The organism is Alsobacter sp. (assembly GCF_059501845.1).
This window is the reverse complement of the sequence record NZ_JCACDK010000001.1, coordinates 226,425-253,071: the sequence shown is the minus strand read 5'-3', so window position 1 is coordinate 253,071 and position 26,647 is coordinate 226,425. Positions and strand designations below refer to the sequence as shown.

The window sequence follows — 26,647 nt, the reverse complement described above, 5'->3', positions numbered from 1 at the left end:
CAACTTCTCAGGTGTCAATCGCTATCGCAAGAGGCCTGCAGTGCTACCCGGCGACCTGTGCTTTCCCGATCGCGCCGATCTGAGCGCGGTTGGAAACCTTCCGATCGGCTAGCGCGCCGGCAAGCACCGGGGCGCTCGCGGCGACCTCCCGGAACAGCTGCAGCGCCGCCTTGATCTGCGCGGCGGAGAGGCCGTCGCCATCGTCCTGTGGCGCCACCGGTCTTGGATCCGGCGCGGGGCGGATGTCTGCCGCCGGCGCGGCACCCGGCTGGTTGGCGAGTGCCGACTGCGCGACAGCGCCGATGCCTTGCAGGCTCTGCAGCAGCACCGGCAATTGCCGCTCGATCTGGGTGACGCTCATGGACAGGAGGTCCGGCGCCACCTGAGCGCCCGGTACCGTGGCCTCCGCAACCGCCTCCCGCATCGTGTCGACCGCTGCCGTCCCCGAGATGGGGCGCGTGGCCTGGACGCGGCCCAGCACTGCCAGCAGGCCTCCGGCCACCGGCCCTCCCACCTGCACGATCTTCATGAGCCAGTCCGTCGCGGTGACGGGGTCGATGACGCGTGCCGCGGGAAAGAACAGAGAGACCAGGGGAACGGCCGCCGCGACGAGACCGCCGACAACCCCCTTGGACATGTACCAGGGCTTCGGGTCCAGCGGCTCGGGGAGGGGCGCAGCGGCGATGGGAACGGGACTGGTGGTCATCGGGGCCTCCGGTCTGATGTCGACGGCGGGAGTGACGGCGGATGGAACGGAAGCGGCGCCTGCGAGCGCCAGCACCTCGACCAGGGCGGCCTCAACGCGTTCGGGGCTGACGAGCGCCTTGTTGAGGCCGTCGCCCGCGTAGTAGCTCTGGCCCCTCGACACGAACCGCTGCTGGCCGCGTGTACCTTCCAGCACCGGCAACGACGCCCATTCCTGCGCGAGGGCAAGCCCGAAGCCCGCCATCGAGACGCGACGCGCCATAAACGCGTCGAAGCCGCGGCGCTGCAGGAGCCGGAATCCGAGCTGGTCCTGCAGGTCGGGCCCGAACACCAGGCTGTCGGCCAGCCCGAGCTCCTTCTTAAGCCCGACGAGCGTCGCCCGCATGAACTGGTAACGGCCTGCCGCGGACGACCCGAAAAGTTTGGTCCACGTCGCCTGTGCGGCGATCACCTCACCGAGCGTCATGCTGGTCAGCGGGCTGGGAAGCCGTCGCTGGTTATTCCCGAAGATGACCCCGTAGCCCTGTGGAGCTTCGAACGAGGCGATGAAGTCGAGCAGCCGGATGGCGGGTCTGGACAGAGTCGTCGACATCGCGTGCTCCATCGCAAAGGTCACCTATTCTGGATCAACACTCGAAATCAGGATGTGATAAAACGCACATACCAGAATGATGCCTGACAATTACGTTAAGTATGCCGAATTTATAGTAATATCAGTCACTTCTGGCTTATCGAATAAAGTCGGCTTAACACTTAAGTAAATTTTGAAAGATTTTCAGCGTATTGACTCGAGAGCGGTCAAAACAAATCATACCGCGCCGAAAACATCGGTGAACCGAAGCTCCTGCACGCTGATCTGATTGGAACGCAGGAGGCAGAACATGAAAAGAATAGATCCAGACGACTGTCTGGAATCCTGCCGACACTGACGCAGGTCTCCCGGCTGGCATCACGTGTCTGGAATCCGGAAGGGAATGGAGCGCCGACGTCTTTGACTGCGCGAAGGCCATATGCGGCTCGCGCGTAGCCGGAGGAATTCATGCACGCGCTTTCACGAAAGCCTCCCCTCGTCATTCTCCTTCACGGAACGTTCGCAGGCCATCCTGCGGGCGACGGCAAGCCAAAAACCTGGTGGCAGGAGGGCAGTCCCTTCCGCTCGCGGCTCGCCGAGGCGACCGGGGCGGAGGTGATCGACTTCGGATGGGGCAAGGGTGGCGCCAACTCGGAAACGCTGCGACGCGAGGGCGCGCGCGACCTCCTGGACATGCTGCACAGCCTGGAGAAAGAAGGCCGCGACTATCACCTCGTCGGACACAGCCATGGCGGATCGGTGATCTGGCAGGCGTTGGTCTACGCAGCCGCGCGCCGGGGCGACGGCCCTCGCACGCTGCAGAGGTTGCGCAGCTGGACCACGGTCGGGACGCCGTTCCAGGACTTCGTGCCCGCCCATGTCGAACTGGTCGGCGCCGTCATCGCGGCGGTGCTCGTCCTGATCTGGCTCGCGATCTGCGTCGGGGCCTGGGGCACATTGGCCCTCGACGGGGACAGTGCCCGCACCGTGTTGCGGCATGCCGTCCCATGGCAGTTCGAGAGCCTTTCTGTCCTCGCCAGCAGGGCCATGGCGCTGGACCCCGGCGAGATCTTCTTCCGACTGATTTTGGCGGCCTTTGTGGCGTCCGCCGCCGTCGCCCTGGCCCTCACCGTGCTGGGGCTGCTGCAACCCCTCAGCTATGTCACCACCGGTCGGGCCGCTCCTGCACCGCCCGATCCTCCGACCGTCCCCGTAACCACCGCGGCCATCATCGGCTGGCTGTTCCTGTCCGTCTTCCTTTTCCTGGTGGCCGGGGAGGCCATCAAGGCGCTCGCACTGGCCTTGGCGACGGTGGGCTCGCTTGCGCTTTGCGTGGGGGCGACCTGGTTCAGCTGGACCACTGGGCTGGGCTGGTGGCGCGCCCAGCAGCGGCAGGCCGAGCGGGATGCCGCGGACGCCTATGGCGATCGTTGGCTGCCGATCTATCATCCCGACGACGAGGCCATTGCGGCCTTGCGCTGCGCACTTCTGCCGGCACCCAGCATCGTTCCCCGGCCCCGGGCCTATGCGGACCACAGGCCGACGCGCCTGATCCTCGCCCCGATCGAGGTCCTGAGGCTGCTCGCCGACCAGTTCGTCTGGGAAACGGCGATGACCGGCGTTCAGGGAGACGACCTCCCCGGCGCCCATGTCCGGTCCAGCGGCGTGGCCCCCCGGGTCCTCACCAAGCGCTGCGAGCGGGTCGAGCGTCTTCTGGGGAATGCCGTGAGCGACGCGGCCAATCGCAAGGGAGCGGACCTGCTCTGCCAGCTGCGCCAGTGGCTGGCAGCTGCGTATGTCAACCGGGACATCGACGCGGCCGTCCACGAACTCGCCCATAGGCTGTCCTTCGACGCCGTCATCCATACCTCCTACTTCACCGAGGAAGGCCCCGGGAACGACCCGCCGAGGCTGGCCCGCGCCGAGGTTCTCGACTGTGTCGCAGCCCGCATCCTCGACCCGGATGTGAAGCATGAGCATCCCCCGCTTCGGGAGGGTGTGTACGAGCCGAATGCATCCAGGCAGCAGCGGCACATGCTTCTTCACTGGTCGCGCGTGATCATGGCAGATATCGGGTGCCTCGCCGTCTTCACGACCTGCCTCGTGGGCTACATGACGCTGGTCCGCCCGCTCCGGACGGAGATGCAGGTCCGCTTCATCACCGAGCATCCGTCGCGGCAGGGCGCACTCGCCACCAGCGACAGCCCGGTGGTCGGCGCATTCCTCGCGAGGCTGGCGGCCAGCGATCCGGCTTCCGACGTGGCGCGCACCGCTGCCGAGGCACTCGTCGAGCCGAACGCGCGGGCCGTCGCGGCGCAGCGCCTTGCCTTCATCGCCGGCTTCGCCGGGCAGCCGCAGCAGTTTGGTGGCAGCCGCACGGCGTTGAGCCGGAGAGCCGCACCGGACCAGGAGAGCGAGCGCCGCATGGAGGCGCTGGCCCGGCTGAGCTGGATGGCCGGACGCGTGGCGGCCGGCCGATCCGTGTCCAAGGACGACGCGATCGATGCGGCGACGCGCTGGAACCAGCTCGATTGCGCGGAAACGGACCTTGATGCCGCCGCGCGCATGACGGCGCAGATCGCCGTGGCCGCTTCGCTGCCCGACATAGCCCTCACGGTCGCGGCAAAGGCGGCAGCGGCGCGGAACGGCAGCTGCGGGAAGGGTGAGCAAGACGGCACGGCTCCCTGGATCCGCGCCTTCCTCACCGACACCGGCTACGACGTGCTGACGTGGGACGAGGCGCCGGACCAGCCCCCCGACCAGCAGGCGCAACGGCGGCACACCGCCATGAACCTCCTCGCACTGGCGCGCGACGGGACGGACGGAGCGGCTGGGGCCCTGGCGAGAGATGCCGAAACGGCAGAGACATCTTGCGCGTCGGCCATGACCAAGCTGGCCGACCTGCTCCATGCGGCCCCGGTTCCACGGGGCTGCACGGCTGTCCAGACCGCGGTCGAAGAGATCGGTTCGGCCATCGGCAACGCGCAGTACATCCGGGTCGTCGACAAGCTTCTGCCCCGGCACGCCTCGACGCTGGCGAAGTCCTGCCGAGGCACGGGTTTCGATGCAGCAGGCACGCTCGAACAGCAGATGCATGCGGCCGAAAACGCCTGCCGCGTTTCGTCGTCGGCACGGCGGCGCGTGGCCAAGGCGGCGGCGATCCAACTCGCGGTCACCGGCGAAGCGCTGGCCGACGACCCGCTCGTGCACACCGTGCAGCAAATGGCCCGGAATCTCCCGCACACCGTGGACACGGCCGGCGACGGCGTGCTCTGGCCGGTCATCGACGTCTATTATCGCGAAGCTGAAAACAAGCGCTCAGCAGGACCTGCACTGGCCACGCTCGCCACCGACATCGCGCTGGCGCAGGAGCGCCTTGCGGCGGAGTGCGATCCGGCCAGCACCTGCACCGGCAAGATCCGGCTGGAACACCTCTGGACCGCCGTGGAGATGCTGAAAAGGGTCGGTCATAAGGGCCGCGGCGCCGATTTGGTCACGCGCGCCTCCGGCGAGCAGGGCCCCATGGAATGCACGCTCGTGGCCGGCGACCGCGAAGCGACCGGCGCGTGGTTGCAACTCGCCAAGGCGGCGCAGCTCGCCGGGTTGCCCGACATTCAGGACCGCTTCACCGAGCAGCTTCTGTGCGCCCCGGCCGAGGCCAGGTGCCCGGCCGCCATCGTGGAATGGACTCCCGACCAGTTGCTCACGCTGGCGGATCTGACGGCAAGGCATCCCGACCGGCTGTCGCGGGTGCGCGCCTGCCTGGACTACCGCATCCAGAACGAGACGTCCGCAACGGACCGCGCCTGGGCGATCCAGCGGCTCGCCAACACCTACCTTCTCGACGGCGACCTCTACGGTGCCCGCACCGCTGCCATCGGCGCCGGCGCCGTGAACTACGTGCTGGCCGGATTGTGCCCGATCCTCGAAGGCCGGATCAGAAAGCCCGGCGATGACAGGATCCGCGAAGGCAACTGGCCCCAGCCCGTGCCGGTGACGTTCCGGACACGCAGCCGCTTCACCTACGACAATGACCAGCCACAGCCGTTGCAGTGTCGCGGCTGGCGCACCTTCGACCTGAAGTGAGGAGGATCGCATGCCCGAGACCTTCGAGACGATCTTTCCACGGGAGCTCGAGTGGCTGAGCCGCCGGCGCGACCTCGCAGGCCGCCCCGGCCTTCCGGCCGAGGCGCCGGCACCTTCCGCCGAACTCGGCCTGACGGGCGTCGCGCTGTCGGGAGGCGGCGTGAGATCCGCATCGTTCGCTCTCGGCGTGCTGCAGGCGCTGAACTGCCTCGTCGGCCTGCGGCACGTGGACTACCTCTCAACCGTGTCGGGCGGCGGCTATGTCGGCACCGCCACGACGATCGGCATGACCCGCAAAGCCGGGCTGTTTCCGTTCTGCCGCGGAGGCGCCGACCCGGGTGAAACGCCAGAGACGCAGCACCTGCGCGACAATTCCCGCTATCTCGTGAAGGACGGGCTCCCCTCGGTGCTCAGCTTCCTCGCCGTGTATCTGCGCGGAATGACCGTGAACGCCCTCACGCTCCTGCCGTTGATGCTGCTCGCGGCGCTGGTGCTTGTCGGCGCCTTCGAGATCAACAGGCGGTTCTATGCCGGCGAGGCCGGGCCGGACTGGCTGGCCGGAAGGATGCTCCCGTTCTCGACGCTGCTGCTGCCCGCGGCGGGGCTTGCGTTGGTTGGCTATGCCATCCTTGTTTCCCTCGTCAGGATCGCCGGGCAGAGGCGCAGGGTGGCGGCCTGGGCCGGAGGCATTCTGGCTCTCCTGATCGGCGTTTTCGTCATCTTCGACCTGCACCCCCTCATCCTCCGGGAAGCCCGGGACAGGGTCGTACCCGGCGGACGGTCGATGCCCGAACTCATCGACAATTCGATTTTCGGCTGGGGCTGGCTCTGGCTTTCGGCGCTTGCGCCACTCCTCGCTTTCGTCGTGCCCTACCTCAAACCGATCGCGGCCAAGGCGGCCACCGACGTGCTGGAGACATGGGGCGACCTCGGCAAGCGCATCCTCAGCCGGGTCGTGCTTCTGGCGATCGCGCTGATCGTGCCGGTGCTGCTATGGGGCTGCACCATGCAGCTGGCCCTGTGGGCACTCGGCGTCGACTGCGGATCCTGCGACGCCGTGCTTCGCTGGTCGAATGTTCCCGCCTCGATCGCCTGGGCGTTCACCGCCGTCGGGCCCGGAATAGCCTATGCTGCCCTGGCGGCCGTGTGCCTGGCGACATGGCCGTTCCTGAGCGTCAACGCCAATTCGCTGCACCAGCTCTACCGCGACCGGCTCGGAAGCGCCTTCCTGGTGTCGAGCGACGAGCAGGGGCGGATCGTGCAGGAGGACGAGTTCCCCCTGTCGGCGGTGACGCCGCACGCCCCCTACCATCTCGTCAACACCGCCCTGAACGTGCCCGGCGCCAAGGAGGCGAACGAGCGTGGACGCAATGCCGACTTCTTCCTCTTCAGCCCCCTCTTCATCGGAAGCCGGCTGACCGGCTACGTTCCCACGGCGGCAGCGGAGCGGGTCGTCGACGGCCTCAACATCGGCACGGCCATGGCTATCTCAGGCGCGGCGGCGGCACCCAACATGGGGATGGCCTCGATCCGCCCCCTGTCGCCCACCATCGCCTTTCTCAATGTCAGGCTGGGGCGCTGGGTCACGCACCCGCTCGCCATCGAGCGTGACGCCGAACTCGGTGTCCGGTCGACGCGTCCCGGCCCGCGCTACCTGCTGCGCGAGGCGTTCGCCAAGTCCGGTTTCCGGCCATGGGTGCCGGACCGTGCCATGCGGTGGAAGCGGCGCGGAGGGCGGCCCTCGGACTTCGTCTTCCTCACGGATGGCGGGCACATCGAGAACCTCGGCGCCTACGAGCTCCTGCGCCGCCGCTGCCGTCTGATCGTGATCGTCGACGGCGAGGCCGATCCAGAGGGAAAGTGCCTGTCCCTCCAGCAGCTCGAGCGGTTCGCGCGGATCGACCTCGGCATCAGGATCATCATGGATGTCAGGCCGATCGCTGAGGCCATTCGGGCCGTCGACGCCAGCATCCGGCAGGGTACTTTCCCGGAGCGCCGGCACGGCCCTCATGTCGCACTCGGCGTGATCGACTATCCGCCGTCCCGCGATCCCGAAGGCCCGCGTGAGCGTGGCGTGCTCGTCTACGTCAAGGCGTCCGTCACGGGTGACGAAAACGACTATGTGGCCGGCTACAAGACGCGGCACCGTGACTTCCCGCAGGAGAGCACGGCAGACCAGCTCTTCAGCGAGGAGCAGCTCGAGGCCTACCGCGCGCTTGGCGAGCACGCCATGCACCGCTTCATCGCCGGCGAGGACGAGGTCGCCGCGTTCGAGGCGGACCGGCCATGGCTGCTCGCCGAGGTCGCGGCACTGCTGCCACGCGCCGTCTCGCACGGCGAACAAGCGCCCGAACCAGCTGTGATGGAGGAGCCGCGAAGCGCTGCGTGAATTCCCGCGCCGTGCCCGGAGACGAAACTGCGGACTGAACGGCCAGCGGCGGACTCACTGCCCCGGCTTGGTCGACAGCGCCTTTTCCACCGTCGCGGAGAACACGTCCTCCGCCTCGTCGTCGCTCTTGGCGTCGATGGGCTCGATGGCGGTGATCTCGATGTCACCTTGCAGGCGGCTCGCTCTGACGATGAGGTGAGGCTGACCGCGCACCGACAGAAGTGCTGCGGCCGCCTGTTCGGCCTTCTCCTCCTCGCGAACCAGCCACGCCGAGAGCGCGACCTCCGCGAAATGGTCGGACACCATGGACACCGCCGAGGGGTCAGACAGCGCACCGGTGGCGCGCATCTCGTCCACCGCGCGCGAGAAGGCGTCCGGCCCGGAAGCCTCGCCAACCCGCACGATCGCGGCGCCGGTTTCCCCGCCCACCTGCTCGACCACGAATGCCACCAGTCCCATAGCGGACCTCCTCTCGCTGCGCGGCGTCCTTAGCATGCTAACGCACGGTGTGGCGGACCAAACCGCCAGCCCGGACGCCGTTCGCCGCAGTGCGGTCAGACCGTCCCGGTGAGCACTTCCGCCCGGTCTCCCTCCGGAGCAGCCGCGGGAGGCGGGCCATCCACCGGGCGCAGGAAGACCTTGCCGATGGACGGATGGATCTTGCGGAGGTCTGCCTCCAGGGCCCGGGCAGCGTCCTCGATCTCCGGACTGGTGAGATCGTCGCGAAAGTCGATGGAGACTGCGAGGAGGATGTTGCCAGGGCCCAGATGCATGCTGAGCAGGTCGTCGACGCGCTCCACCCTCGCATCCTGCGACAGCACTGTGCGAACGCGGTCCAGAACGTCCCGCGATGCACTTTCCCCCGTGATGAGGCTCAGCGTCTCGCGCGCGAGGAGGGCGGCGGTGGCAACGAGCAGGCACCCGATCAGGATCGAGGCTGCGCCGTCGAAACGGGGGTCGCCGAGCCACACCGCGAGGCCGGTGCCGGCCGCCGCGACCGCGAGCCCCGCCAACGCCGCGCCGTCCTCCAGGAGCACGGCGAAGACGCTGGGATCCTTGCTCGCCCGCACGGCGCCGAGCGGAGAAAGGCCGGGGTAGCGGCGCTTGAGTTCACGCCAGGCGACCCGGAAGGACAGACCTTCGAATACCACGCAGGCCGCGATCACCGCGAACGCAACCCAAGCGTCGTCGATCTGCTCTGGCTCACGCAGCCGGTGGATGCCTTCGTAGATCGAGAATGCGCCACCCAACGCGAAGATCAGCAGGGCGACGATGAAGGACCAGAAATACAGCTCCATGCCGTAGCCGAAGGGGTGGGTACGGTCCGGGGGCCGGGCGGAACGCCGCATGCCGAGGAGCAGCAGGGCCTGGTTGCTGGTGTCCACAGACGAATGGATCGCCTCGCTCAGCATCGCGCTGGAGCCCGTCCACCACGCGGCGCCGAACTTGGTGAGAGCGATAGCGAGATTGCCGGCGAGCGCCGCGTACACCACCCATTTGGAATCACGCGCAGCGGCCATCGTCCCTCCGCGGCGTCAACATCCGCCGGGCTGGGCTGGTTCCTGCCCCAACCGAACCGGCGCGACCCACGAAAGCGTGATGCCGGATGACGTACAAACGGCTCCAGCTGACCGCACGAGCGGGATCGATCAATGGGCTGAACCGTTGGCAGTCACGGGCAACGACCGAAGCAGGGCGCCGCCATGACATCCCAAACGAGGCGCGCCTTGGCGCGATGCTCACGGCTCGGCCCGGCGTTCGCCGTCCTCGTGCCGTTGCTCGCCGGACCCGTCCCGGCGTTCGCACAAGGCCAGGACAGCAGCACCTCGGCGCAGGCGCCGCACACCAGTGGCCACCCGGTCCCTGTGCTGTCCACGGATTCGGTCACCTCGGTTCCCTCCGGCGACATCATCGAGGGCATTCCCCTGCCTGCTTCGATGCGCCCGCGGCAGGCCGCCGGTTACGCTCCGGCGGGGCCGATCGCCATCGGCCAGGTCACCTTCGGCTGCGACCCGATCAAGGACGAAGCGGCCCGGCGTACCTGCACCGAACGCGGCAAGGCAGGTCCGCCGCCAACCTTCCCTGCCGGAAACGCTGCCCAGTGATCACGCATCCCGGCAGGCTGCGTCGCGAACTCGACATCTGTCGCCCGGCTGAAATCGGAGCCCCGCATGACTGACGTCTCCCGCCGAACCCTGTTCCAGGTCGCCGGCGCCATCGGGGCCAGCGCGGCGCTCCCCGCCGGCCTCGAGGCGCGTGAACGGCATCCACACGGCCATCCTCACGGCCATGGTCATGGACACGAACATCACGGCGACCCGGCTGGAAAAGCGTCGCGCGCCGGCAAGCGAACCCGGGCCGAGCCCTATCTCTTTCTCAATCCAGCTGAGGCGGCGTTCCTGGAAGCCGCGGTGGACCGGCTGATCCCGCCCGATGAGAAGTGGCCCGGCGCGGTCGACGCAGGCGTCCCCACCTACATCGACCGCCAGCTCGCAGGGGCCTACGGACAAGGCGCGCGCCTCTACAAGTCCGGACCCTGGGAGGCAGGCCTCCCGACCCAGGGCTACCAGCTCGCGCTCACCCCCGCTCAGCTCTACCGTCGCGCCATTCCGGCCATCGAGGACGAGGCACGCCGGCGGGCGGGCGACGGTGGCGGCGAACCAGGGAACACGAAGCAGGCCAGGGCCCGCCCGGGCCGGCGAGCCTCGTCGGCCTTCGCCGGGCTGTCCGACGCCGAGAAGGATGCCTTGCTTTCGGATCTCGAAGGGGGACGCGTCGAGCTCGCGTCGATCCCGTCGGCGATCTTCTTCGAAACCCTGCTGGCCAACACGATCGAGGGCTTTCTCTCGGACCCCGTCTATGGCGGCAACCGCGACATGGCGGGATGGCGGATGATCGGCTTCCCCGGCGCGTATGCGAGCTATCTCGGCGTCTACACCAATCACGGCCAGCCCTTCACGCGCGAGCCGATGTCGATCGCCGACGGCGGGCACGAGCACCAGCCGGGCCCCGTTCACGGCGGCCCGACCCACACGAGGGGAGACGAGAATCGTGGCTAGGACCCTCCCCCGGAAGGACGTCGTCTTCGTCGGCGTGGGCTTCACGGCCGCCATCATGGCGCGCGAACTGAAGGACAGCGGGGTCGAGATGGTCGGGCTCGAGCGCGGACGCAACCGCCAGACGGTCCCCGACTTCCAGTCCCCCGGCATGCACGACGAACTCGCTTACGCCGTGCGGCACGGCCTGATGCAGGACCTGTCGCAGGAGACGGTCACCTTCCGCAACACGCCGGACCAGAAGGCGCTGCCCATGCGGCAGCTCGGCTCCTTCCTGCCGGGCACCGATCTCGGCGGCGCCGGCGTCCACTGGAACGGCCAGACCTTCCGCTTCCAGGACTTCGACTTCCGCATGCGCACCCACAACGAGGAGCGATACGGGAAAAATGCGCTAGACCCCGAGCTCGCGGTGCAGGACTGGGGCCTGACCTATGCCGATCTCGAACCGCACTACGACCGGTTCGAGTACCTTCTCGGTGTCGGTGGCTACGCTGGGAATGTGAAGGGCGAGAAGCGCCCGGGCGGCAATCCGTTCGAGGAGCCGCGCGGCCGCGACTATCCCAACCCGCCGACCGAACCCGCCTATCTCGGCGCGCTCTTCGCGCGGGCGGCGATGGAGCTCGGCTACAGCCCCTACCAGGTTCCCAGCGCCAACATGACGCGCGCCTACACGAATCCCGAGGGCGTGCGGCTCGAGCCCTGCATGGTGTGCGGCTATTGCGAGCGCTTCGGCTGCGAGCATTTCGCCAAGTCGAGCCCGCAGACCACGCTGCTGCCCGTCCTGCTGCAGCAGAAGAACTTCGAACTGCGCACCGGCGCACACGTCACGCGCGTGAACCTGACCGCCGACCGCAAGCACGCGACCGGTGTCACCTATGTGGACGTGGCGACGGGGGAGGAAATCGAGCAGCCGGCCGACCTCGTCGTGCTGTCGGCGTTCTCGTTCCACAATCCGCGGTTGATGCTGCTGTCGGGCATCGGCACGCCCTACGATCCGAAGACCGGAGAGGGCAATGTCGGCCGCAACTACGCCTACCAGACCATGGGCTCGGTGACGCTGTTCTTCGACGAGGACGTCGCACTGAACCAGTTCATGGGCGCCGGCGCCCTCGGGACTGTCATCTCCGACTATGTCGGGGACAATTTCGACCATTCGGGCCTCGGCTTCGTCGGCGGGTCTTATATCTGCGCATACACGAGCGGCGCCCGGCCCATCGAGTTTCATCCGACCCCGCCGGGCACACCACGCTGGGGAGCCGAGTGGAAGAAGGCGGTGGCCAAGCACTACAACTCAACCGGCGCCCTGCAGGTGCACGGGCAATCGTCGGCGCGGCGTTCCAACTACGTCGACCTCGACCCGACCTACAAGGACGCCTTCGGCCAACCGCTCCTGCGCATCACGTTCGACTTCCCCGAAAACGACCTGCGGATGTCGCGCTACGTGACGGCGCGGGCGGCCGAGATCGGCCAGCGGATGGGGGCGCCGAGGCTCACTGCAAATCCTCGGACGGGGCCCTACTCCGTGGTGCCCTACCAGACCACGCACAACACAGGCGGGGCCATCATGGGCGTCGACCCGAAGACGAGCGCCACCAATCGCTGGGGCCAGAGCTGGGACGTGCCGAACGTATTCGTCACGGGAGCGGCCCTGTTCCCGCAGAACGCGTCCTACAATCCCACCGACACCGTCGGTGCCCTCGCCTATTGGGCGGCCGATGCCCTCAAGAGCCAGTATCTGCGCTCGCCCGGGCCGCTGGTGCAACCGTGAGGATGCGCGGCCTTCCCATGCTGGCCGCCCTGGCCATGCCACTCGCGCTGACGGCGCCGGCGGCGATGGCGCAGCAGCAGGCCAGCACGCCGCCGGACGCTCAGCGCGGCTCCACCATCGCAGCGCAGGGTACCCAGGGTGGCGCGGCGCCGTGCGCCCAATGCCACGGCGCACAGGGCGGCGGCGATCCCGACGGCCCATTCCCCCGCCTTGCAGGCCAGCCCGCCGCATATCTCTGGAAACAATTGCAGGACTACGCGTCGGGCACCCGCCCGAACGACATCATGACGCCGATCGCACAGGCGCTGACCGAGCAGGAGCGGCTCGACACGTCGGCCTACTTCGCGGGCCTGAAGGCCAGCGCGGCGAAGCCGGCCGGCGACAAGGACGAGCAGGCGACCGCGTCGGGGAAGGATCCCGGTGCGGCGGAAGGTGGCGCTAAGCCGCAGCCGCAGGGCAAAACGGCCGCATCAGGCGATCGGGACGGCGATATTGCCGCCGGACGCATGCTCGCCATCATCGGGCGCACCGCCATCGGCGACGGCGCACGGGGAGTCCAGGCCTGCGGCAACTGCCACGGTCCCGGCGGCCGCGGCGAGCCGCCGCTTTATCCAGCGCTCGCGGGGCAATGGCAGGGCTACACGGCGGCCCAGCTCCAGGCCTTCAAGGCGGGACAGCGCCACAACGACCAGGCCGCGGTCATGCGCGAGATCGCCGGCAAGCTGAGCGATGAGGACATGCGGGCGGTCTCGGCGTACTTCCAGTCGCTCCCGCCCGAAGCGGCGCCGGGCAACGCCCCGGACAAGGCTCAGCCGGCATCGGAGTGAGGCACAGCCGTTCGACGCTGCGAGGCACTCAGGCGGCGGGTGGATCTAGCCGGCCAAAGCCAAGGAAGCGATAGTCCCAGGGAATTCCCGGGACATGGCCGGACGCAGCGCGGCTGGATGGCCGGATCAGGACACCTGCATGAGACCTTATGACAATCGGGCGTGGCTGTTCCTGATCCCGGCCGGCCTTCTTCTCTTTCTCGTCGGCCTCATCCCCCTCGTCGCCGTCGTCAACTACTCCTTCCTCGACATTTTCACGATCCAGAACCCGTTCTGGGTCGGCGTGCAGTGGTACGAGGCGATCGTTTCGTCACAGCGCTTCTACGCCAGCCTGGGCCGAAGCCTCGCCTTTTCGCTCATCGTGCTCTGCGTCCAGATCCCGCTCGGCGTGGCCATCGCGCTCTTCATCCAGCGGCTCGGGCGTTGGCGCATCGCAGTCCTGCTCCTCATGGCCGTGCCGCTGCTCGTGCCGTGGAACATGATCCCAATCCTGTGGATCGACCTCCTCGATCCCGCGCGCGGACGCCTGGGACACGCGCTGCAGGTGCTCGGTACCGGCTTTGACTACAAATTCGACCCGTTCCATACATGGATCGTCCTCGTCGTGATGGACACGTGGCACTGGCTGGGCCTCGTTGTCGTGCTCGCCTATGCAGGCCTCTCCAGCATTCCAGCCGTGTACTACCAGGCCGCCGCCATCGACAGCGCCTCGCGCTTCCAGGTGTTCCGCTACATCGAACTGCCGAAAATCGGCGGTGTGCTCGCCATGGCGGTGCTTCTGCGCTTCATGGACAGCTTCATGGTCTATACCGAGGCGTTCCGCATCAACGCCGGCGGGCCCCACGAGGCCACGGCTTTCCTGGCGCTCGACCTGGGCGAGGAGATCAATGCTTTCAGCTATGGCCCCGCTGCTGCGAGGTCGGTCGTCTATTTCCTGCTCGTGCTGACCGTGGCCTGGGCCTTCCGCACGTCAATCGAGGCGCGCCGGACAGCGGGCGAGGAGTTCGCACGATGAGATCCGGCGTCTCGGCCGCCGGGTCCTCGGCCGCCAGGTCCTGGAGCGGCAGAGCTCTTTCGATCCTGGTGGTCGCGTTGCTCGGCCTGTTCGTCCTGCTCCCGCTGACCCAGGCACTTATGGTCAGCTTCACGTCCACCATTCCGCGGGACGGCATCCCCGAAGGGACGCTCAGCCTCGTCAACTACCGGGCCATCGCAACGACACCGGCGCTCCGCGAGGCGATCCTGAACTCGCTCGTCTACGTGCTGCTGAATGTCGCGCTCTGCCTCGCGGCAGGCCTTCCGGCCGCTTATGCCTTCTCGCGCTACCGCTTCCTCGGCGACAGGCACGTCTTCTTCGTCCTGCTGGCGTTTCGCATTACGCCCCCGGTCGTCCTGTCCCTGCCGATCTTCATCGTCTTTGCACAGTACGGGCTGGTGAACTCGCCGGTGGGGATCGCGGTCGTGCACTGCCTGTTCAACATCCCCATCGCGATCTGGATCCTGGAGAGCTTCATCTCCGCAGTTCCGCGGGAATTCGACGAGACGGCCTTTCTCGATGGCTATTCCCTGCCGCACTTCTTCGTTCGCCATCTCATCCCCGCGATAGCGCCGGGCATCGGCATCGCGGCGTTCTTCTGCTTCGTTTTCTCCTGGGTCGAAGTCGTGCTGGCGCGGATCCTCACCGTGACAGCGGGCAAGCCGATCACCATGGCGATCAACGCGCTGTTCGGCTTCCGGACCGACATGGGGCTCGTGATGGCGATGACCATCGCGTCGCTGATCCCCGGCCTCGCAATGCTCTGGTTCGTGCGCAATCACATCGCGAGGGGGTTCCTGATCCGGACCTGAGACCGGGATCAGGCCGGCAGGCCCGCTTTCGCCAGCAATCAGCGCAGCGCTTCGTCGAGCGCATGAACCAGCCGGTCGACCTCCTCGACCGTGTTGTAGTGCGCCATGGAGACGCGCAGGACGCCAGCGTCGGATGCGTGGCCGAGACGCTCGACCAGCCGCCGGGAGTGGAAGTCACCGAAGCGGATGCCGATGCGGTGCGGGTCGATGGCGCGGACGATCTCGGCCGAATTCCGCCCCGCCGCCTTGAACGACACGGTGGGGACGCGAACCGCCCGGTCAGCGGTCCTCTCGCCGACCAGCGTGATGTCGTTGCGCGAGCCGAGATAGTCGAGGAGACGGGCGGCAATCGTCTCCTCGTGCCGGGCGATCGCGTCGAACCCTCGCGTGACGCCGTCACGGCCAGTCGCTCCGCCCAGCTTTTCTACGTAGTCGAGAATGCCGGCGCTTCCCCAGGCGAGCTCGTAGTTGGTGTTCCCCGGCTCCAGCTTCATCGGCACCATCTCGCGGCCGTAGAACCAGTGGTAAAGGCCGTCGAGTTCCAGCAGTTGCTCGTGCCGGCCCCACATCACGGCGAAGTGCGGGCCGAACACCTTGTAGAAGGAGAAGAGGTAGAAGTCGGCCCCGCTCGCCACCACGTCGACCGCCCTGTGCGGCGCATAGGCGACGGCATCGACGCAGAGCCGCGCTCCCGCGGCATGCACGCGCCCGGCAATCTCCCGGATGGGATTGATGGTGCCCAGAATGTTCGAAGTGTGCGTCACGCAGACAAGGCGCGTCCTGTCCGTCAGCAGCGCATCGAGATCCGCTAGGTCGACGGTCATGTCGGGGCGGATGGACCACCACTTCACGACGACGCCCCGCTCCTGCAGCGGCAGCCACGGGCCGATGTTGGATTCGTGGTCGAAATCGGTGAGCACGATCTCGTCGCCCGGCGCGAACTGCCCCGCCATCGCGGCGCAGAGATTGCGCATCATCTGCGTCGTCGAGGGTCCCAGCACGATCTCCTCGGGACGCGAGGCGCCAAGCAGGGTCGCGATACGCGAGCGGGCCTCCCGCACCTTCGCGCCGGCCTCGGCGGAAACGTCGTAGCTCGCGCCGAGCTGGACGCTCGTCGTCAGCATGTAGTCCGCCACCCGCTCGGCGACGTTGCGCAGCACCTGCGATCCGCCGGCATTGTCAAAGAAGGCCCAGTCGCTCGCTTGCAGGGCCGGAAACTGCGAGCGCACGAAGGCGAGGTCGAGGGCGGGAGCCGACATGGATGTCATTGTCGTTGGTCCGTTCTGATGCGGTGTTCCGGAACGTAGCGGGCGGGGCCCGGTTGCGGGGGCGTCAGGCCCTGCCCTTCGCCCAGCCCTTCTCCATGTGGCCGACGAGCCTCACGAGGGGCAGGAGGATGGCGACGTAGATCGCCGCAGCGACGATCAGCGGCGTCGGGTTGGCCGCCAGGGCCTGTGCCTGCGTCGCCTGCTTCAAAAGGTCCGGCATGGCGACGACGGACGCGAGCGCCGTGTCCTTCATCACATTGATCGCGTTCGAGGTCATCGGCGGCACGACGATGCGCAGCGCCTGCGGCAGCACCACCTTGGACATGACGAGCCAAGAGTGCAGCCCCAGCGCGCGCGCTGCCTCGAACTGCCCCTTTGGCACGGCCTCGATGCCCGCCCGGATGATCTCGGCACTGTAGGCGCCTGCGACCATCGAAATGGCCGTCGCCGCGGCCGTAAAGGCGGGCAGCCGGAGGCCGGCGAAGGGCAGCGCGTAATAGACGATGATCAGCAGGACGAGGATCGGGATCGCCCGGAAGAAGTCGATGTAGGCGATCGCAAGCCAGCGGAGCGGCAGGCGGGCGTAGAGGCGCGCGAGCGCCAAGGCGAGGCCGATCGCGAAGCCGAAGACGATGCTGACAATGCCGAGCAGGATCGTCGTCGACAGCCCCGACAGGATCAGGGGCAACGTCTCGACGAAGACGCGCGGGTTGAGAAAGGTGTCGAAGATGTTCATGAGCTGCCAGCCGCCTCACGGCCGCGGAGACGTTCCGCGACCGCGAGGCTGCTTTTGGCGTCAGAGCTTGGGAATGTCGAGGACCGTCGCCGTCGCCATGCCCGCATCGGGGTCGGTACCGAACCACTTCTTGTGGATGGCCGCCAGCGAACCGTCCTTCTTCATCGCCGTGATCGTGTCGTTGATCTTGGCGAGGAGCGGAGAGTTCTTGGCCGTCATGACCGAGTACTGCTCGGTGGTCTTGATGCGTTCGATCACGGCGAACTGCGGCTTGTCCTTCACGTAGTAGAGCAGCGCCGGGATGTCGGAGATGTAGCCGTCGATGCGGCCGGCCGCGAGGTCGAGCATGGCCGGGTTGAGGCCCTCGTAGCGGCGGATCTCCTTGATCTTGGTATCGGCCTGGTGCTGGGTCGCCCACATGTCGCCGGTCGAACCGGTGTCGACGCCCACGGTCTTGCCGTCCATGCCGGCCAGGTTCTTGATACCCGAGGCCTTGGTCACGGTGAGCGACTGGTCGCTGTCATAGTAGGGCTGAGCGAACGAGACGCTCTCCAGCCGCTTCTTGGTGATGGTGATCGAGGACACGGCAGCGTCGATCTGGCCCGACTGGACAGCCGCGAACAGGCCCTGGAAGGGGATGTTCACGATCTCGACCTTCTTGCCGTTGCGCTTGCCGACCTCGTTGACGAGGTCGATCTCGAATCCGACGATCGTGCCGCTGGCGTCCTGGAACTCCCAGGGCACGTTGCCGACATTGGCTCCGACCTTGAGGCTTCCCTCCGCCAGCGCGGCGGATCCGAGGACGGCCGTGACGGCCAGGCCGATGGTCAATGACTTCAGGTGGCGAAGCATGCGGTCCCTTCCCTTCTCACATCGCAACGCTGGACAGCTGCGGTCAGACCGGTCTGACCAGCAGAGTTGACCGGCTGCGGCTGAGCAGGTCAAGCTGCTTCGTTGGGCGGTTCGGGTGGCGCGACGACGCAGAGTTGGGCAGCGGGACCAGCGCGGAGGCCTGCGGTGCTGGACGGGTTCACGAAAGGCGGGCGGCGTTCGGCAACAATGGTGCCGCACGACGTGGCCGCACGCATCCAGGACAAGATCCGTGCAGGTGAGCTCGAGCCCGGGCAGCGGCTGCCCTCGCAGCGCACGCTGTCCGAACACTGGGGTATCAGCCGGGCCTCTCTGAGGGAGGCACTGTCGGTTCTGGAGACGCTCGGCCTCGTCGACATCAGGCCAGGGCTCGGAGTTTTCGTGTCCGAGGTCCCTGCCCCGCCTCTCCGCCATTTCGCCCAATCCGGCTTTGAACCGCGGGACGTCTACGAGGCCCGCCTCGCTCTCGAAACGACGGCTGCGGCCCTCGCGGCCCTGTGGCGCAACGACGCCGAGCTGCTGCGGATGGCGGGCAGCGTCGCGGCCCTCGAAGCAGCCGTCGAGGCAGGCGACCTCGTTGCCATGGCCAGGGCCGACAGCCTGTTCCACGACGCGATCATCGATGCCGCGCGCAATCCCCTGATCGCCGCCATGTATCACTCCGCGCGGGACGCGATGGAGGCGACGCAGCGCGCACCCATGGCATCCCGCCTCTCGCTCGCCGAGACGCTGGAGGAGCATCTCGCCATCCTGAACGCCGTTCGGGAGGGAACCGCGGAGCCGGCGGCAGCAGCAATGCGCGCACATATCCTTGGGTCGGCGAGACGGCTCGGGGTGCCGCTCTCTGTCTGACTTCACATCCGCGCCAGACAGCAACTTACCTTCGCGTCACGGCGAACCTTAGCGCGCACCGCCCGTTCTCCCTGAGCAATCAAACAAAGGAGAGCAGCATGGCCGCGACCGACCAGATCAGGGAGCATATGGAAGTGATCGGCGCTGACGGAGTTCACGTCGGCACTGTCGACCGGATCGAGGGCGATCGGATCAAGCTGACCAAGGCCGACAGCGGTGAAGGGTCGCACCAGGGGCACCATCACTTTGTGCCGCTCGGAATTGTTGCCGAGGTCGAAGGCAACCGGGTTCGTCTCTCGGCCAATGCCGACGTCGCCGTGTCCCTCGAGGAGGAAGAGCCGGGAACGCCGGTGGCCTGAGGCGGCGAGCGGCAAACCGGACAGGAGGTGCGCCCATGAGCGACACTCTGCAGAAATTTGAATCCCTCGCTGATCAGGCCCGCGGCGGCGATGCTGCGGCAGAGCAGGAGTTCTTTTCCGAAGCGGCACGGCTGTTCCCCGCCGATTTCGGCGAAGGCGGGCATTTCTCACGTCAGGGCGGCACGGCCCCCGATTTTGATCGGGCCCTCGCGCTGATCCGGCAGGCAACGTCCAGCGGCGGGTGAATCGCGGCAGCGGTGTGCCACGGCGCACGCCGCTGCCGTCCGGGCTGGGCTACGGTCGTCCGCGACACGGAGATCGCAATGCCCGCCGCTTTGTTTCTCGCCTGGGGTCTGGCCGGCGCCGCGTCCGGTTGCGCACTCGTTTTCGCGCTCTTGATCGACCATTTGCAATAAAGCGCTGGCTGGCGTGACGCCGGCCGCCCGGCCGAGCCGCCCCGCGCGGATTGTCGCAGGCTGCCACTCCCCTCCGCTCCGCTATCACACTCCGCATCTGAATCGATTGAATTCTTCCGCGCGGCTCCTCACAATGCCCATCCGGACGACAGAAGCCGCTGCGAAAGACGGCAAAGATCACGCTTGATTGCCCACGGCCGGCGCACAGCGCTCGAAGAACGGGCGGGCCCGCTTTTGGGCTTGACAGAATGCGGACGAGTGGCCAATCCTTGTAATCGTGACACTGGGCAATGATCGCCTGATAGTCGTCGCATCTCCTGGGACACATAATCGGCAATGTCGCCCCCTTCGGCTTTTGAGCCGGCGGGGGCTTTTGCATGGACGGTTCATGGCCACTCGTCGGCAATACAGAGTAGGACTGCTGTTCTCGACGACCGGATCTTACGGTGTCGTCGCGAAGTCCATGCTGAATGGCGCGCTGCTTGCGATCGAGGAGTTCAATTCGGCCCAGTCCGATGTGCATCTCGAAGCCGTGGAAGCCAATCCCGGCGGGAGCCTGGAACGCTACCAGTCGCTCTGCGCGGAATTGCTGGCAGACGGCATCCGGCATGTCGTCGGATGCTACACCTCCTCCTCGCGGAAGGAGATCATCCCTCTCATCGAAAAGCACGACGCCCTGCTCTGGTATCCCTCGCATTACGAGGGGTTCGAGACGTCGGGCAACGTCATTTACACGGGTGCCGCTCCAAACCAGCACATCGTCCCGCTGATCGAGCACATGGTCGCCCGTCACGGCGACAGGGTCGTCTGCCTCGGGTCCAACTACATCTGGGCCTGGGAAAACAACCGGATCATGCGCGAGACGATCCTCACGCGCGGCGGCACGGTGCCCTTCGAGCGCTACGTCCCGGTCGGCGAGACCGACTTTGCCTCGATCATCGAGGATATCCTGGCACTGCAGCCGGCCTTCGTCTTCAACACCCTGATCGGCACGTCGGCATACGCCTTTTTTCGCCAGTTCCGGACCCGTTGTGCAGAGCTTGGCGTCGACCAGCCCGCGGACTGCCCGGTGGCGAGCTGCAGCCTGTCTGAGCCGGAGCTCGAGGCGATCGGCGGCGATGCAGTCGCCGGCCACATCAGCTCCAGCGTGTACTTCTCATCGATACGGTCGAGCGAGAACGAGCGCTTCCTGGCCGCCTATGAGCGCAGGTTCCCGGGAGGCCCCGCGGCTTCTGCCGACGCCGAGGCAAGTTTCGTCGCGGCAATGCTGCTCGGCGGTGCGCTGGCCGAGGCCGGGACCGACAACGTCAAGGCGGTGCGCGCGGCGGTGGTGAAGCTCCGCCTGCAGGCGCCGCAGGGCCCTGTCCACATCGACCCCGACACGCTTCACGCCTGGCTGACGCCGCGGATCGGAGTATCGAACATGCAGGGGCGCTTCGACATCGTACGCGAGGCATCGGCACCGGCCGCGCCGGATCCCTACCTGCTCGACAATTCTCCCCGCTTCGTCTTCGACCGCCCGGCGAGCCGCCTGAGGCTGGTCCGATGACGCTCCCCCGCCTCGTCCAAAACTTCAGCGGCAACCGTGCCCTGCTCGTCGGCATCGCCGATCCCACGGCGGCGACGCTGGAGACCGTTCTGGGACGGCTCGGCCTCACGGCAGAGCGCGTTGCCGCCGTCGAGGCCTCGTTGGAGCACACGGCGGCAAGTGTCCAGGCCGACCGGGACGTGATCATCGTCGACGGCGACACGGATGTTCCCGGCGTCCCGCCGCTCGGGCGTGCCGGCCAGATGCCGGCCGCCCCCGTCATCGCGCTCGTCGGCGTCGAGGCGCCCGGCCGGCTGCGGGCGCTCATCGCGCTCGGCGCGACGGCCTTCATCCGCAAGCCCGTGCAGCCGTCGGGCGTCTACTCCGCGCTGTTCCTGGGGACCAACCAGTATCGCATGCGCCGGCACCTGAGCGAGATCATCGCCGACCACGAGCAGCGCCGGCGGGGCCGGCGCGGCCTCGTCAAGGCAATCCTCGCCCTCGTCAGCCGCGGCATGGACGACGACGCTGCCTACGAGATGCTGCGGCGCGAGGCCATGCGCGAGCGGCTCAGCGTCGAGGCCTACAGCGAAGCTTTCATCGGGCGGCTCGACGCCGCGACCGAAACTGAATCTCCGGCGGCGCCGGCGCCAGCGCCGTCGAAGAGACACCTGTGATCGTGGAGGGATGGATCATGAAAGAGTTTCTGAAAATCGGGACTGCGCTCGCGTCGTTGACGCTGGCCTGCGTGGCGGCGCCGGCGCTCGCCGCCGACCCCATCAAGATCGGCGTGCTGGAGGACCAGTCGGGCGACTTCGCCCTGGCAACCATCGGCAAGGTTCACGGCATCCAGCTGGCGACCGACGAGATCAACAAGGCTGGCGGCATCGCCGGCCGGCCGATCGAACTGGTCATCTACGACACCCAGTCCGACAACACCCGCTACCAGGAGTTCATGCGCCGCGTCCTGCAGCGCGACAAGGTCGACGTTGTGTTCGCCGGCTTCTCCAGCGCCTCGCGTGAGGCCTATCGGCCGATCGTCAACCAGCTCGACGGCCTCGCCTTCTACAACAACCAGTACGAGGGCGGCGTCTGCGACGCCAACATGATCGTCACCGGCGCTGTGCCCGAGCAGCAGTTCTCGACCCTCATCCCCTGGATGATGGAGAAGTACGGCAAGAAGGTCTACACGATCGCCGCAGACTACAATTTCGGCCAGATCTCGGCCGAATGGGTGCGCAACATCGTCAAGGAGAACGGCGGCACGATGGTGGGCGAGGAGTTCATCCCGCTCGGCGTCTCGCAGTTCTCGCAGACGATCCAGAACATCCAGAAGGCGAAGCCCGACTTCGTCGTGACGCTGCTGGTCGGCGCGGCCCAGGCCTCCTACTACGAGCAGGCCGGCTCCGCGAAGGTGGGCCTGCCCATGGCGAGCTCCGTCAACGTCGGACAGGGCTACGAGCACAAGCGCTTCACCCCGCCCAGCCTCGCCAACATGTACGTCACGACCAACTACATCGAGGAAATCGACACGCCCGAGAGCAAGGCGTTCCTCGCCAAGTGGAAGGCCAAGTTCCCGAACGAGCCCTACGTGAACCAGGAGGCCGAGAACTCCTACCACGCCATCTACCTCTACAAGCAGATGGTGGAGCGGGCGAAGTCGACCAAGCGCGACGAGATCCGCAAGGTCATCGCCCAGGGCGACGTCTGCGTCGACGCCCCCGAGGGCAAGGTGTGCATCGACCCCAAGAGCCAGCACGCCTCGCACACGATCTATCTCGCCAGGGTCGACGAGAACCACAAGATCAGCTTCCCCAAGGTGTGGAACGACATCAAGCCGTACTGGCTGGGCGAGGCCGGCTGCGACCTCACCAAGAACGACCCGAGCGCGCAGTACACGCCGAGCAATCCGCCGCCGAAGTAAGGCGCAAACGGGCCGGGGCCTTGTTGCCCCGGCCCGCCGGCTTCCCCGCGGCGGACCTCGGTGCTGACAGTGAACCTGATCCTCGGCTTCCTCTATCAATTCGGCGACGCCTTCGCCTTTCTCGTCCTCGCCTCGATTGGTCTCGCCGTCATCTTCGGAATGATGGGGGTCATCAACCTCGCCCATGGCGAGTTCATCATGTGCGGGGCCTATGTCACGGCCGCGAGCTTCCGCGCCGGACTGCCGCTGCCCATCGCCATCCTGTGCGGGGCGCTGGCGGCCGGGATCGCGGGCATCATCATCGAGCGCCTCGTCATCAGCAGGCTCTACAGTCGTCCGCTGGACACCATCGTGGCCACGTGGGGCATCAGCCTCATCGTCACGCAGGGAACGCTGATCCTTATCGGACCGTCCTTTCCCGGCATCGGAACGCCGCTCGGAGGCATCACCATCGGCGAGTACTCCTACTCGGCCTATCGCGTGGTGCTCATGGCCGTGGCGGCCATCCTGCTGCTCGCCCTCTACTTCCTCTTCAGCTCCACGCGCTTCGGAATCCTGGCACGCGCCACCATCCAGGGGCCGCAAATGGCCCGGGCGCTCGGCGTCAACACGAGCCTCGTCTACAGCCTCACCTTCGGGCTCGGCGCAGCCCTGGCGGGGCTCACCGGCGGGCTCTACGCGCCAACCATGACGCTGGCGCCCGGCATCGGCAGCACCTTCATCGTGGAAGCCTTCGTGACCGTCGTCGTAGGCGGGTCCGACGTCTTCCTGGGCACGGCTCCGGCCGCCGGCATGCTGGGCCTCATCAAGGCGGGGCTGACCGCCTGGCAGGGCCAGCTGTTCGGCCAGATCGGCATTCTCCTCGCCGTGATCGTGGCGATCCGCGTGCTGCCGCGCGGCGTTTCCGGCTGGATCCTGAGGGAGCGCCGCTGATGAGCCGTCCCTCGCTCCTGAGCCGCCTGAACGGCCCGCAGACCATGGGCAGCGGCCCGATCTTCTGGTCGATTTTCGGCCTCGTCGTAATCGCGGCGGCCGCCTACCCGCTCTTCGCGGACGGCTACACGGTCGGCAACACCGCCTACTTCTTCGTCTGGGTCTTCATGGCGCTCGGCCTCTGCCTCATCTGGGGCTATGGCGGCGCGCTGAGCTTCGGCCAGACGGCCCTGTTCGGGCTGGCGGGCTATGGATACGGCATCCTGACGCTGAATTTCGGCGACGCCTACGGCTTCACGTTCGTCGCCGTCATCCTCGCCCTCGTCGTGGCCACCGCCTTCGCGCTGGTGCTCGGCTACTTCCTCTTCTACGGCGGCATCACCGGCGTGTTCCTGGGCATCGTCACACTGTCGGTGACGCTGGTTTTCGAGCGCTTCATGGCGCAGACGGCCGGGCCGGAGTGGAAGGTCGGCACCGCCCGCCTCAACGGCTTCAACGGCATGAGCGGCATGCCGCCGCTCACCATTCCCTGGCCGGGCGGCAACATCGTCCTCTTCGCCGACGTCGGGCTCTACTACGCGATCCTCGCGCTCCTGATCGTCGTCTACCTCGCGCTCCGCGTGCTGGTGAACTCGCGCTTCGGCAACGTGCTCGTCGCAATCCGCGAAAATCCCGAGCGCGCGGAAATGCTCGGCTACGACATCCGCAAGTACCAACTCGTCGCCTTCGCCGTCGGCTCCTGCCTGGGCGGCCTGAGCGGCGTGCTCTACACCGCGTGGGGCCAGTACATCACGCCCTCGAGCATGGGCATCACGGCGGCGGCGCTGCCCGTCGTCTGGGTGGCGGTGAGCGGCCGCAGTGATCTCACGGCCACGTTGTTCGGCACGCTGATCATCCTCGCCGTCTTCCAGGCCCTCACCATCTACGGCAGCCAGTACGCGCTCGTCGCGATGGGGGCGCTGCTCGTGATCACCGTTCTGGTGGCACCGGAAGGCCTGGTGCTGTCCGTGTGGAAGCGCATCGAGGCGCTCTCCGGCCGCGCCGCCCGGCAGGGAGGCGAGTGATGGAGACGATCCTCGAGACGCGCAGCCTCAGCAAGCATTTCGGCGGACTTCAGGTCATCAATGCCGTCGACTTCGCGATGAAGAAGGGCGAGATCCACTGCCTCATCGGCCCCAACGGCGCGGGCAAGAGCACCCTCTTCCGGCTCATCCTGGGCGAGCACGCGCCGTCCTCCGGCAGCATCGTCTACAAGGGCTCAGACATCACGGCGCTCCGCTCCTTCGAGCGCATCAAGCGCGGCATCAGCGTCAAGTTCCAGGTCCCCGGCGTGTTCGGGTCCCTGACGGCCGAGCACAATCTCCGTATCGCGCTGCAGCACCATGTGAGCCCCGGCGGGCTGAAAGCCGAGACCGACCGCCTTCTCGACTACCTGCATCTCGGCCCGGCCCGCGACACGGTGGCAACCAGCCTCAGCCACGGCCAGAAGCAGTGGCTGGAGATTGGCATGGCGCTGGCCCTCAAGCCTGACCTGCTGCTGCTGGACGAACCGACGGCGGGCATGTCGCCCGACGAGACTCATGAGACGGGGGAACTGGTGAAGGCGCTCAACGCGCAGGGCGTGAGCGTGCTCGCCGTGGAGCACGACATGAACTTCGTCAGGCAGGTCGCTCAGCGGGTCACGGTCCTGCATTTCGGCAAGATTTTCTCGCAGGGCAGCATCGACGAGGTGATCGCCGACGAGCGCGTCGCCGAGATCTACCTGGGGCATCACCACCATGGCTGAGACCATGCTCGCCATCGAGGGATTGCGCGGCGGCTACGGCGGCAAGCCCGTGCTACAGGGCGTTGACCTCTCCGTCGCCAAGGGCGAGATCGTCGCCGTGATCGGACGCAACGGCGTCGGCAAGTCGACGCTGATGAAGGCTCTCATCGGCCTTCTCCAGGCCTCGGCGGGCGCCATCCGCTTCAAGGGCCAGGAGGTGGCCGCCATGCCCGCGCATCTTCGCGCGCGGCTCGGCATCGGCTACGTACCGCAAGGACGCGAGGTCTTCCCGCGCATGAGCGTCGAGGAGAACCTCTCGGTCGGCTATCGCGGCGAGGGCTCCTCCAAGACCGCCGAGTTCGAGCGCATCTTCGGCATCTTCCCGATCCTCGCCGAACGGCGGAAACAGCGGGCCGGCACCATGTCCGGCGGACAGCAGCAGCAGCTCGCCATCGGGCGCGTGCTGGTGAGCCGCCCCGACCTGATCCTCCTCGACGAACCCTCGGAAGGCATCCAGCCCTCCATCGTCGGGGAGATCGGCGAGGTGATGAAGCGCATCAACTCCGAGATGGGCCTGACCGTGATCCTCGTCGAGCAGAACCTCGACCTGATCCGGGCGATGGCCCAGCGCTGCTACGTCATGGACAAGGGCAGGATCGTCGCGGAGCTGACCCCCGAGGCGCTCGACGACCGAGAGATCGTGCGCAAGCACCTCTCTGTGTGAACGACAACAAGCAAGTGGGAGA

The 26,647-nt window shown here is 67.1% G+C and carries 24 protein-coding genes; 18 read left to right on the top strand and 6 right to left on the bottom strand.

What is annotated here, in order from left to right:
- Positions 1–43: 43 nt before the first annotated feature.
- On the bottom strand, positions 44–1,297 hold the full coding sequence (locus AC5JCN_RS01235) for a lysozyme family protein (protein WP_495753182.1): 1,254 nt from the start codon (positions 1,295–1,297) through the stop codon (positions 44–46).
- A 447-nt stretch (positions 1,298–1,744) separates the two neighbouring features.
- Between AC5JCN_RS01235 and AC5JCN_RS01230 the strand changes: the two genes are divergently transcribed.
- On the top strand, positions 1,745–5,362 hold the full coding sequence (locus AC5JCN_RS01230; RefSeq protein ID WP_495753181.1) for a hypothetical protein: 3,618 nt from the start codon (positions 1,745–1,747) through the stop codon (positions 5,360–5,362).
- 10 nt (positions 5,363–5,372) lie between these two features.
- A complete protein-coding gene (locus AC5JCN_RS01225; protein WP_495753180.1) occupies positions 5,373–7,751 on the top strand; it encodes a patatin-like phospholipase family protein in 2,379 nt (792 codons plus the stop codon).
- A 54-nt stretch (positions 7,752–7,805) separates the two neighbouring features.
- Here the strand turns inward: AC5JCN_RS01225 and AC5JCN_RS01220 are convergent, their stop codons facing one another.
- Both AC5JCN_RS01220 and AC5JCN_RS01215 read right to left on the bottom strand, forming a co-directional pair.
- A complete protein-coding gene (locus AC5JCN_RS01220; protein ID WP_495753179.1) occupies positions 7,806–8,210 on the bottom strand; it encodes a hypothetical protein in 405 nt (134 codons plus the stop codon).
- Between the two features lie 95 nt (positions 8,211–8,305).
- Positions 8,306–9,271: a cation diffusion facilitator family transporter gene (locus AC5JCN_RS01215; protein WP_495753178.1), complete on the bottom strand. Its 966-nt coding sequence runs from the start codon at positions 9,269–9,271 to the stop codon at positions 8,306–8,308.
- A 207-nt stretch (positions 9,272–9,478) separates the two neighbouring features.
- On the opposite strand from AC5JCN_RS01215, the gene AC5JCN_RS01210 reads away from it, so the two are divergent.
- The 6 genes from AC5JCN_RS01210 to AC5JCN_RS01185 all read left to right on the top strand — a co-directional run bounded on the left by AC5JCN_RS01210 (position 9,479) and on the right by AC5JCN_RS01185 (position 15,250).
- On the top strand, positions 9,479–9,856 hold the full coding sequence (locus AC5JCN_RS01210; protein ID WP_495753177.1) for a hypothetical protein: 378 nt from the start codon (positions 9,479–9,481) through the stop codon (positions 9,854–9,856).
- 66 nt (positions 9,857–9,922) lie between these two features.
- The gene (locus AC5JCN_RS01205; protein ID WP_495753176.1) at positions 9,923–10,810 is read left to right on the top strand and encodes a gluconate 2-dehydrogenase subunit 3 family protein; all 888 of its coding nucleotides are present in this window, start codon (positions 9,923–9,925) and stop codon (positions 10,808–10,810) included.
- Entirely contained in the window at positions 10,803–12,575 is a 1,773-nt protein-coding gene (locus tag AC5JCN_RS01200; protein ID WP_495753175.1) for a GMC family oxidoreductase, read from the top strand. The genes AC5JCN_RS01205 and AC5JCN_RS01200 overlap by 8 nt, the downstream gene beginning before the upstream one ends.
- 17 nt (positions 12,576–12,592) lie before the next feature.
- A complete protein-coding gene (locus tag AC5JCN_RS01195) occupies positions 12,593–13,402 on the top strand; it encodes a c-type cytochrome (protein WP_495753174.1) in 810 nt (269 codons plus the stop codon).
- A gap of 139 nt (positions 13,403–13,541) precedes the next feature.
- Positions 13,542–14,417, top strand: a complete 876-nt coding sequence (locus AC5JCN_RS01190) for a carbohydrate ABC transporter permease (protein WP_495753173.1) — start codon at positions 13,542–13,544, stop codon at positions 14,415–14,417.
- Positions 14,414–15,250, top strand: a complete 837-nt coding sequence (locus AC5JCN_RS01185) for a carbohydrate ABC transporter permease (RefSeq protein ID WP_495753172.1) — start codon at positions 14,414–14,416, stop codon at positions 15,248–15,250. Before AC5JCN_RS01190 ends, AC5JCN_RS01185 begins: the two co-directional genes overlap by 4 nt.
- 38 nt (positions 15,251–15,288) lie before the next feature.
- Here AC5JCN_RS01185 and AC5JCN_RS01180 read toward each other — a convergent pair whose 3' ends face one another.
- From AC5JCN_RS01180 to AC5JCN_RS01170, 3 genes are all read right to left on the bottom strand, one after another.
- Positions 15,289–16,509, bottom strand: coding sequence for a cysteine desulfurase-like protein (locus tag AC5JCN_RS01180; protein WP_495753171.1), 1,221 nt, complete (start codon positions 16,507–16,509; stop codon positions 15,289–15,291).
- A 73-nt stretch (positions 16,510–16,582) separates the two neighbouring features.
- The gene (locus tag AC5JCN_RS01175; protein WP_495753170.1) at positions 16,583–17,254 is read right to left on the bottom strand and encodes an amino acid ABC transporter permease; all 672 of its coding nucleotides are present in this window, start codon (positions 17,252–17,254) and stop codon (positions 16,583–16,585) included.
- A gap of 60 nt (positions 17,255–17,314) precedes the next feature.
- Entirely contained in the window at positions 17,315–18,106 is a 792-nt protein-coding gene (locus tag AC5JCN_RS01170; RefSeq protein WP_495753169.1) for a transporter substrate-binding domain-containing protein, read from the bottom strand.
- A gap of 165 nt (positions 18,107–18,271) precedes the next feature.
- Between AC5JCN_RS01170 and AC5JCN_RS01165 the strand changes: the two genes are divergently transcribed.
- The 10 genes from AC5JCN_RS01165 to urtE all read left to right on the top strand — a co-directional run bounded on the left by AC5JCN_RS01165 (position 18,272) and on the right by urtE (position 26,625).
- Positions 18,272–18,976 (top strand): FadR/GntR family transcriptional regulator, encoded by a 705-nt coding sequence (locus tag AC5JCN_RS01165; RefSeq protein WP_495753168.1) that lies wholly within the window; start codon positions 18,272–18,274, stop codon positions 18,974–18,976.
- A gap of 98 nt (positions 18,977–19,074) precedes the next feature.
- Complete coding sequence (locus tag AC5JCN_RS01160; RefSeq protein WP_495753167.1) at positions 19,075–19,335, top strand: DUF2171 domain-containing protein; 261 nt, start codon at positions 19,075–19,077, stop codon at positions 19,333–19,335.
- Between the two features lie 35 nt (positions 19,336–19,370).
- On the top strand, positions 19,371–19,580 hold the full coding sequence (locus tag AC5JCN_RS01155) for a hypothetical protein (protein ID WP_495753166.1): 210 nt from the start codon (positions 19,371–19,373) through the stop codon (positions 19,578–19,580).
- 559 nt (positions 19,581–20,139) lie between these two features.
- Entirely contained in the window at positions 20,140–21,300 is a 1,161-nt protein-coding gene (locus AC5JCN_RS01150; protein WP_495753165.1) for a transporter substrate-binding domain-containing protein, read from the top strand.
- Positions 21,297–21,956, top strand: coding sequence for an ANTAR domain-containing response regulator (locus AC5JCN_RS01145; RefSeq protein ID WP_495753164.1), 660 nt, complete (start codon positions 21,297–21,299; stop codon positions 21,954–21,956). The genes AC5JCN_RS01150 and AC5JCN_RS01145 overlap by 4 nt, the downstream gene beginning before the upstream one ends.
- 17 nt (positions 21,957–21,973) lie before the next feature.
- Complete coding sequence (locus AC5JCN_RS01140; RefSeq protein ID WP_495753163.1) at positions 21,974–23,203, top strand: urea ABC transporter substrate-binding protein; 1,230 nt, start codon at positions 21,974–21,976, stop codon at positions 23,201–23,203.
- Between the two features lie 60 nt (positions 23,204–23,263).
- Entirely contained in the window at positions 23,264–24,136 is an 873-nt protein-coding gene (locus AC5JCN_RS01135) for an ABC transporter permease subunit (protein WP_495753162.1), read from the top strand.
- Positions 24,136–25,200, top strand: coding sequence for an ABC transporter permease subunit (locus tag AC5JCN_RS01130; RefSeq protein ID WP_495753161.1), 1,065 nt, complete (start codon positions 24,136–24,138; stop codon positions 25,198–25,200). The genes AC5JCN_RS01135 and AC5JCN_RS01130 overlap by 1 nt, the downstream gene beginning before the upstream one ends.
- Positions 25,200–25,922: an ABC transporter ATP-binding protein gene (locus tag AC5JCN_RS01125; protein WP_495753160.1), complete on the top strand. Its 723-nt coding sequence runs from the start codon at positions 25,200–25,202 to the stop codon at positions 25,920–25,922. Before AC5JCN_RS01130 ends, AC5JCN_RS01125 begins: the two co-directional genes overlap by 1 nt.
- Positions 25,915–26,625, top strand: a complete 711-nt coding sequence (gene urtE, locus AC5JCN_RS01120) for an urea ABC transporter ATP-binding subunit UrtE (protein WP_495753159.1) — start codon at positions 25,915–25,917, stop codon at positions 26,623–26,625. The genes AC5JCN_RS01125 and urtE overlap by 8 nt, the downstream gene beginning before the upstream one ends.
- Positions 26,626–26,647: the final 22 nt, after the last annotated feature.

What these genes read in the sequence shown, in the direction of transcription:
- AC5JCN_RS01235 (WP_495753182.1), bottom strand. Translation starts at nt 1,297, where the DNA reads ATGTCGACGACTCTGTCCAGACCCGCCATCCGGCTGCTCGACTTCATC.
- AC5JCN_RS01230 (WP_495753181.1), top strand. Translation starts at nt 1,745, where the DNA reads ATGCACGCGCTTTCACGAAAGCCTCCCCTCGTCATTCTCCTTCACGGA.
- AC5JCN_RS01225 (WP_495753180.1), top strand. Translation starts at nt 5,373, where the DNA reads ATGCCCGAGACCTTCGAGACGATCTTTCCACGGGAGCTCGAGTGGCTG.
- AC5JCN_RS01220 (WP_495753179.1), bottom strand. Translation starts at nt 8,210, where the DNA reads ATGGGACTGGTGGCATTCGTGGTCGAGCAGGTGGGCGGGGAAACCGGC.
- AC5JCN_RS01215 (WP_495753178.1), bottom strand. Translation starts at nt 9,271, where the DNA reads ATGGCCGCTGCGCGTGATTCCAAATGGGTGGTGTACGCGGCGCTCGCC.
- AC5JCN_RS01205 (WP_495753176.1), top strand. Translation starts at nt 9,923, where the DNA reads ATGACTGACGTCTCCCGCCGAACCCTGTTCCAGGTCGCCGGCGCCATC.
- AC5JCN_RS01195 (WP_495753174.1), top strand. Translation starts at nt 12,593, where the DNA reads ATGCTGGCCGCCCTGGCCATGCCACTCGCGCTGACGGCGCCGGCGGCG.
- AC5JCN_RS01190 (WP_495753173.1), top strand. Translation starts at nt 13,542, where the DNA reads ATGAGACCTTATGACAATCGGGCGTGGCTGTTCCTGATCCCGGCCGGC.
- AC5JCN_RS01185 (WP_495753172.1), top strand. Translation starts at nt 14,414, where the DNA reads ATGAGATCCGGCGTCTCGGCCGCCGGGTCCTCGGCCGCCAGGTCCTGG.
- AC5JCN_RS01180 (WP_495753171.1), bottom strand. Translation starts at nt 16,509, where the DNA reads ATGTCGGCTCCCGCCCTCGACCTCGCCTTCGTGCGCTCGCAGTTTCCG.
- AC5JCN_RS01175 (WP_495753170.1), bottom strand. Translation starts at nt 17,254, where the DNA reads ATGAACATCTTCGACACCTTTCTCAACCCGCGCGTCTTCGTCGAGACG.
- AC5JCN_RS01170 (WP_495753169.1), bottom strand. Translation starts at nt 18,106, where the DNA reads ATGCTTCGCCACCTGAAGTCATTGACCATCGGCCTGGCCGTCACGGCC.
- AC5JCN_RS01160 (WP_495753167.1), top strand. Translation starts at nt 19,075, where the DNA reads ATGGCCGCGACCGACCAGATCAGGGAGCATATGGAAGTGATCGGCGCT.
- AC5JCN_RS01155 (WP_495753166.1), top strand. Translation starts at nt 19,371, where the DNA reads ATGAGCGACACTCTGCAGAAATTTGAATCCCTCGCTGATCAGGCCCGC.
- AC5JCN_RS01150 (WP_495753165.1), top strand. Translation starts at nt 20,140, where the DNA reads ATGGCCACTCGTCGGCAATACAGAGTAGGACTGCTGTTCTCGACGACC.
- AC5JCN_RS01145 (WP_495753164.1), top strand. Translation starts at nt 21,297, where the DNA reads ATGACGCTCCCCCGCCTCGTCCAAAACTTCAGCGGCAACCGTGCCCTG.
- AC5JCN_RS01140 (WP_495753163.1), top strand. Translation starts at nt 21,974, where the DNA reads ATGAAAGAGTTTCTGAAAATCGGGACTGCGCTCGCGTCGTTGACGCTG.
- AC5JCN_RS01130 (WP_495753161.1), top strand. Translation starts at nt 24,136, where the DNA reads ATGAGCCGTCCCTCGCTCCTGAGCCGCCTGAACGGCCCGCAGACCATG.
- AC5JCN_RS01125 (WP_495753160.1), top strand. Translation starts at nt 25,200, where the DNA reads ATGGAGACGATCCTCGAGACGCGCAGCCTCAGCAAGCATTTCGGCGGA.
- urtE (WP_495753159.1), top strand. Translation starts at nt 25,915, where the DNA reads ATGGCTGAGACCATGCTCGCCATCGAGGGATTGCGCGGCGGCTACGGC.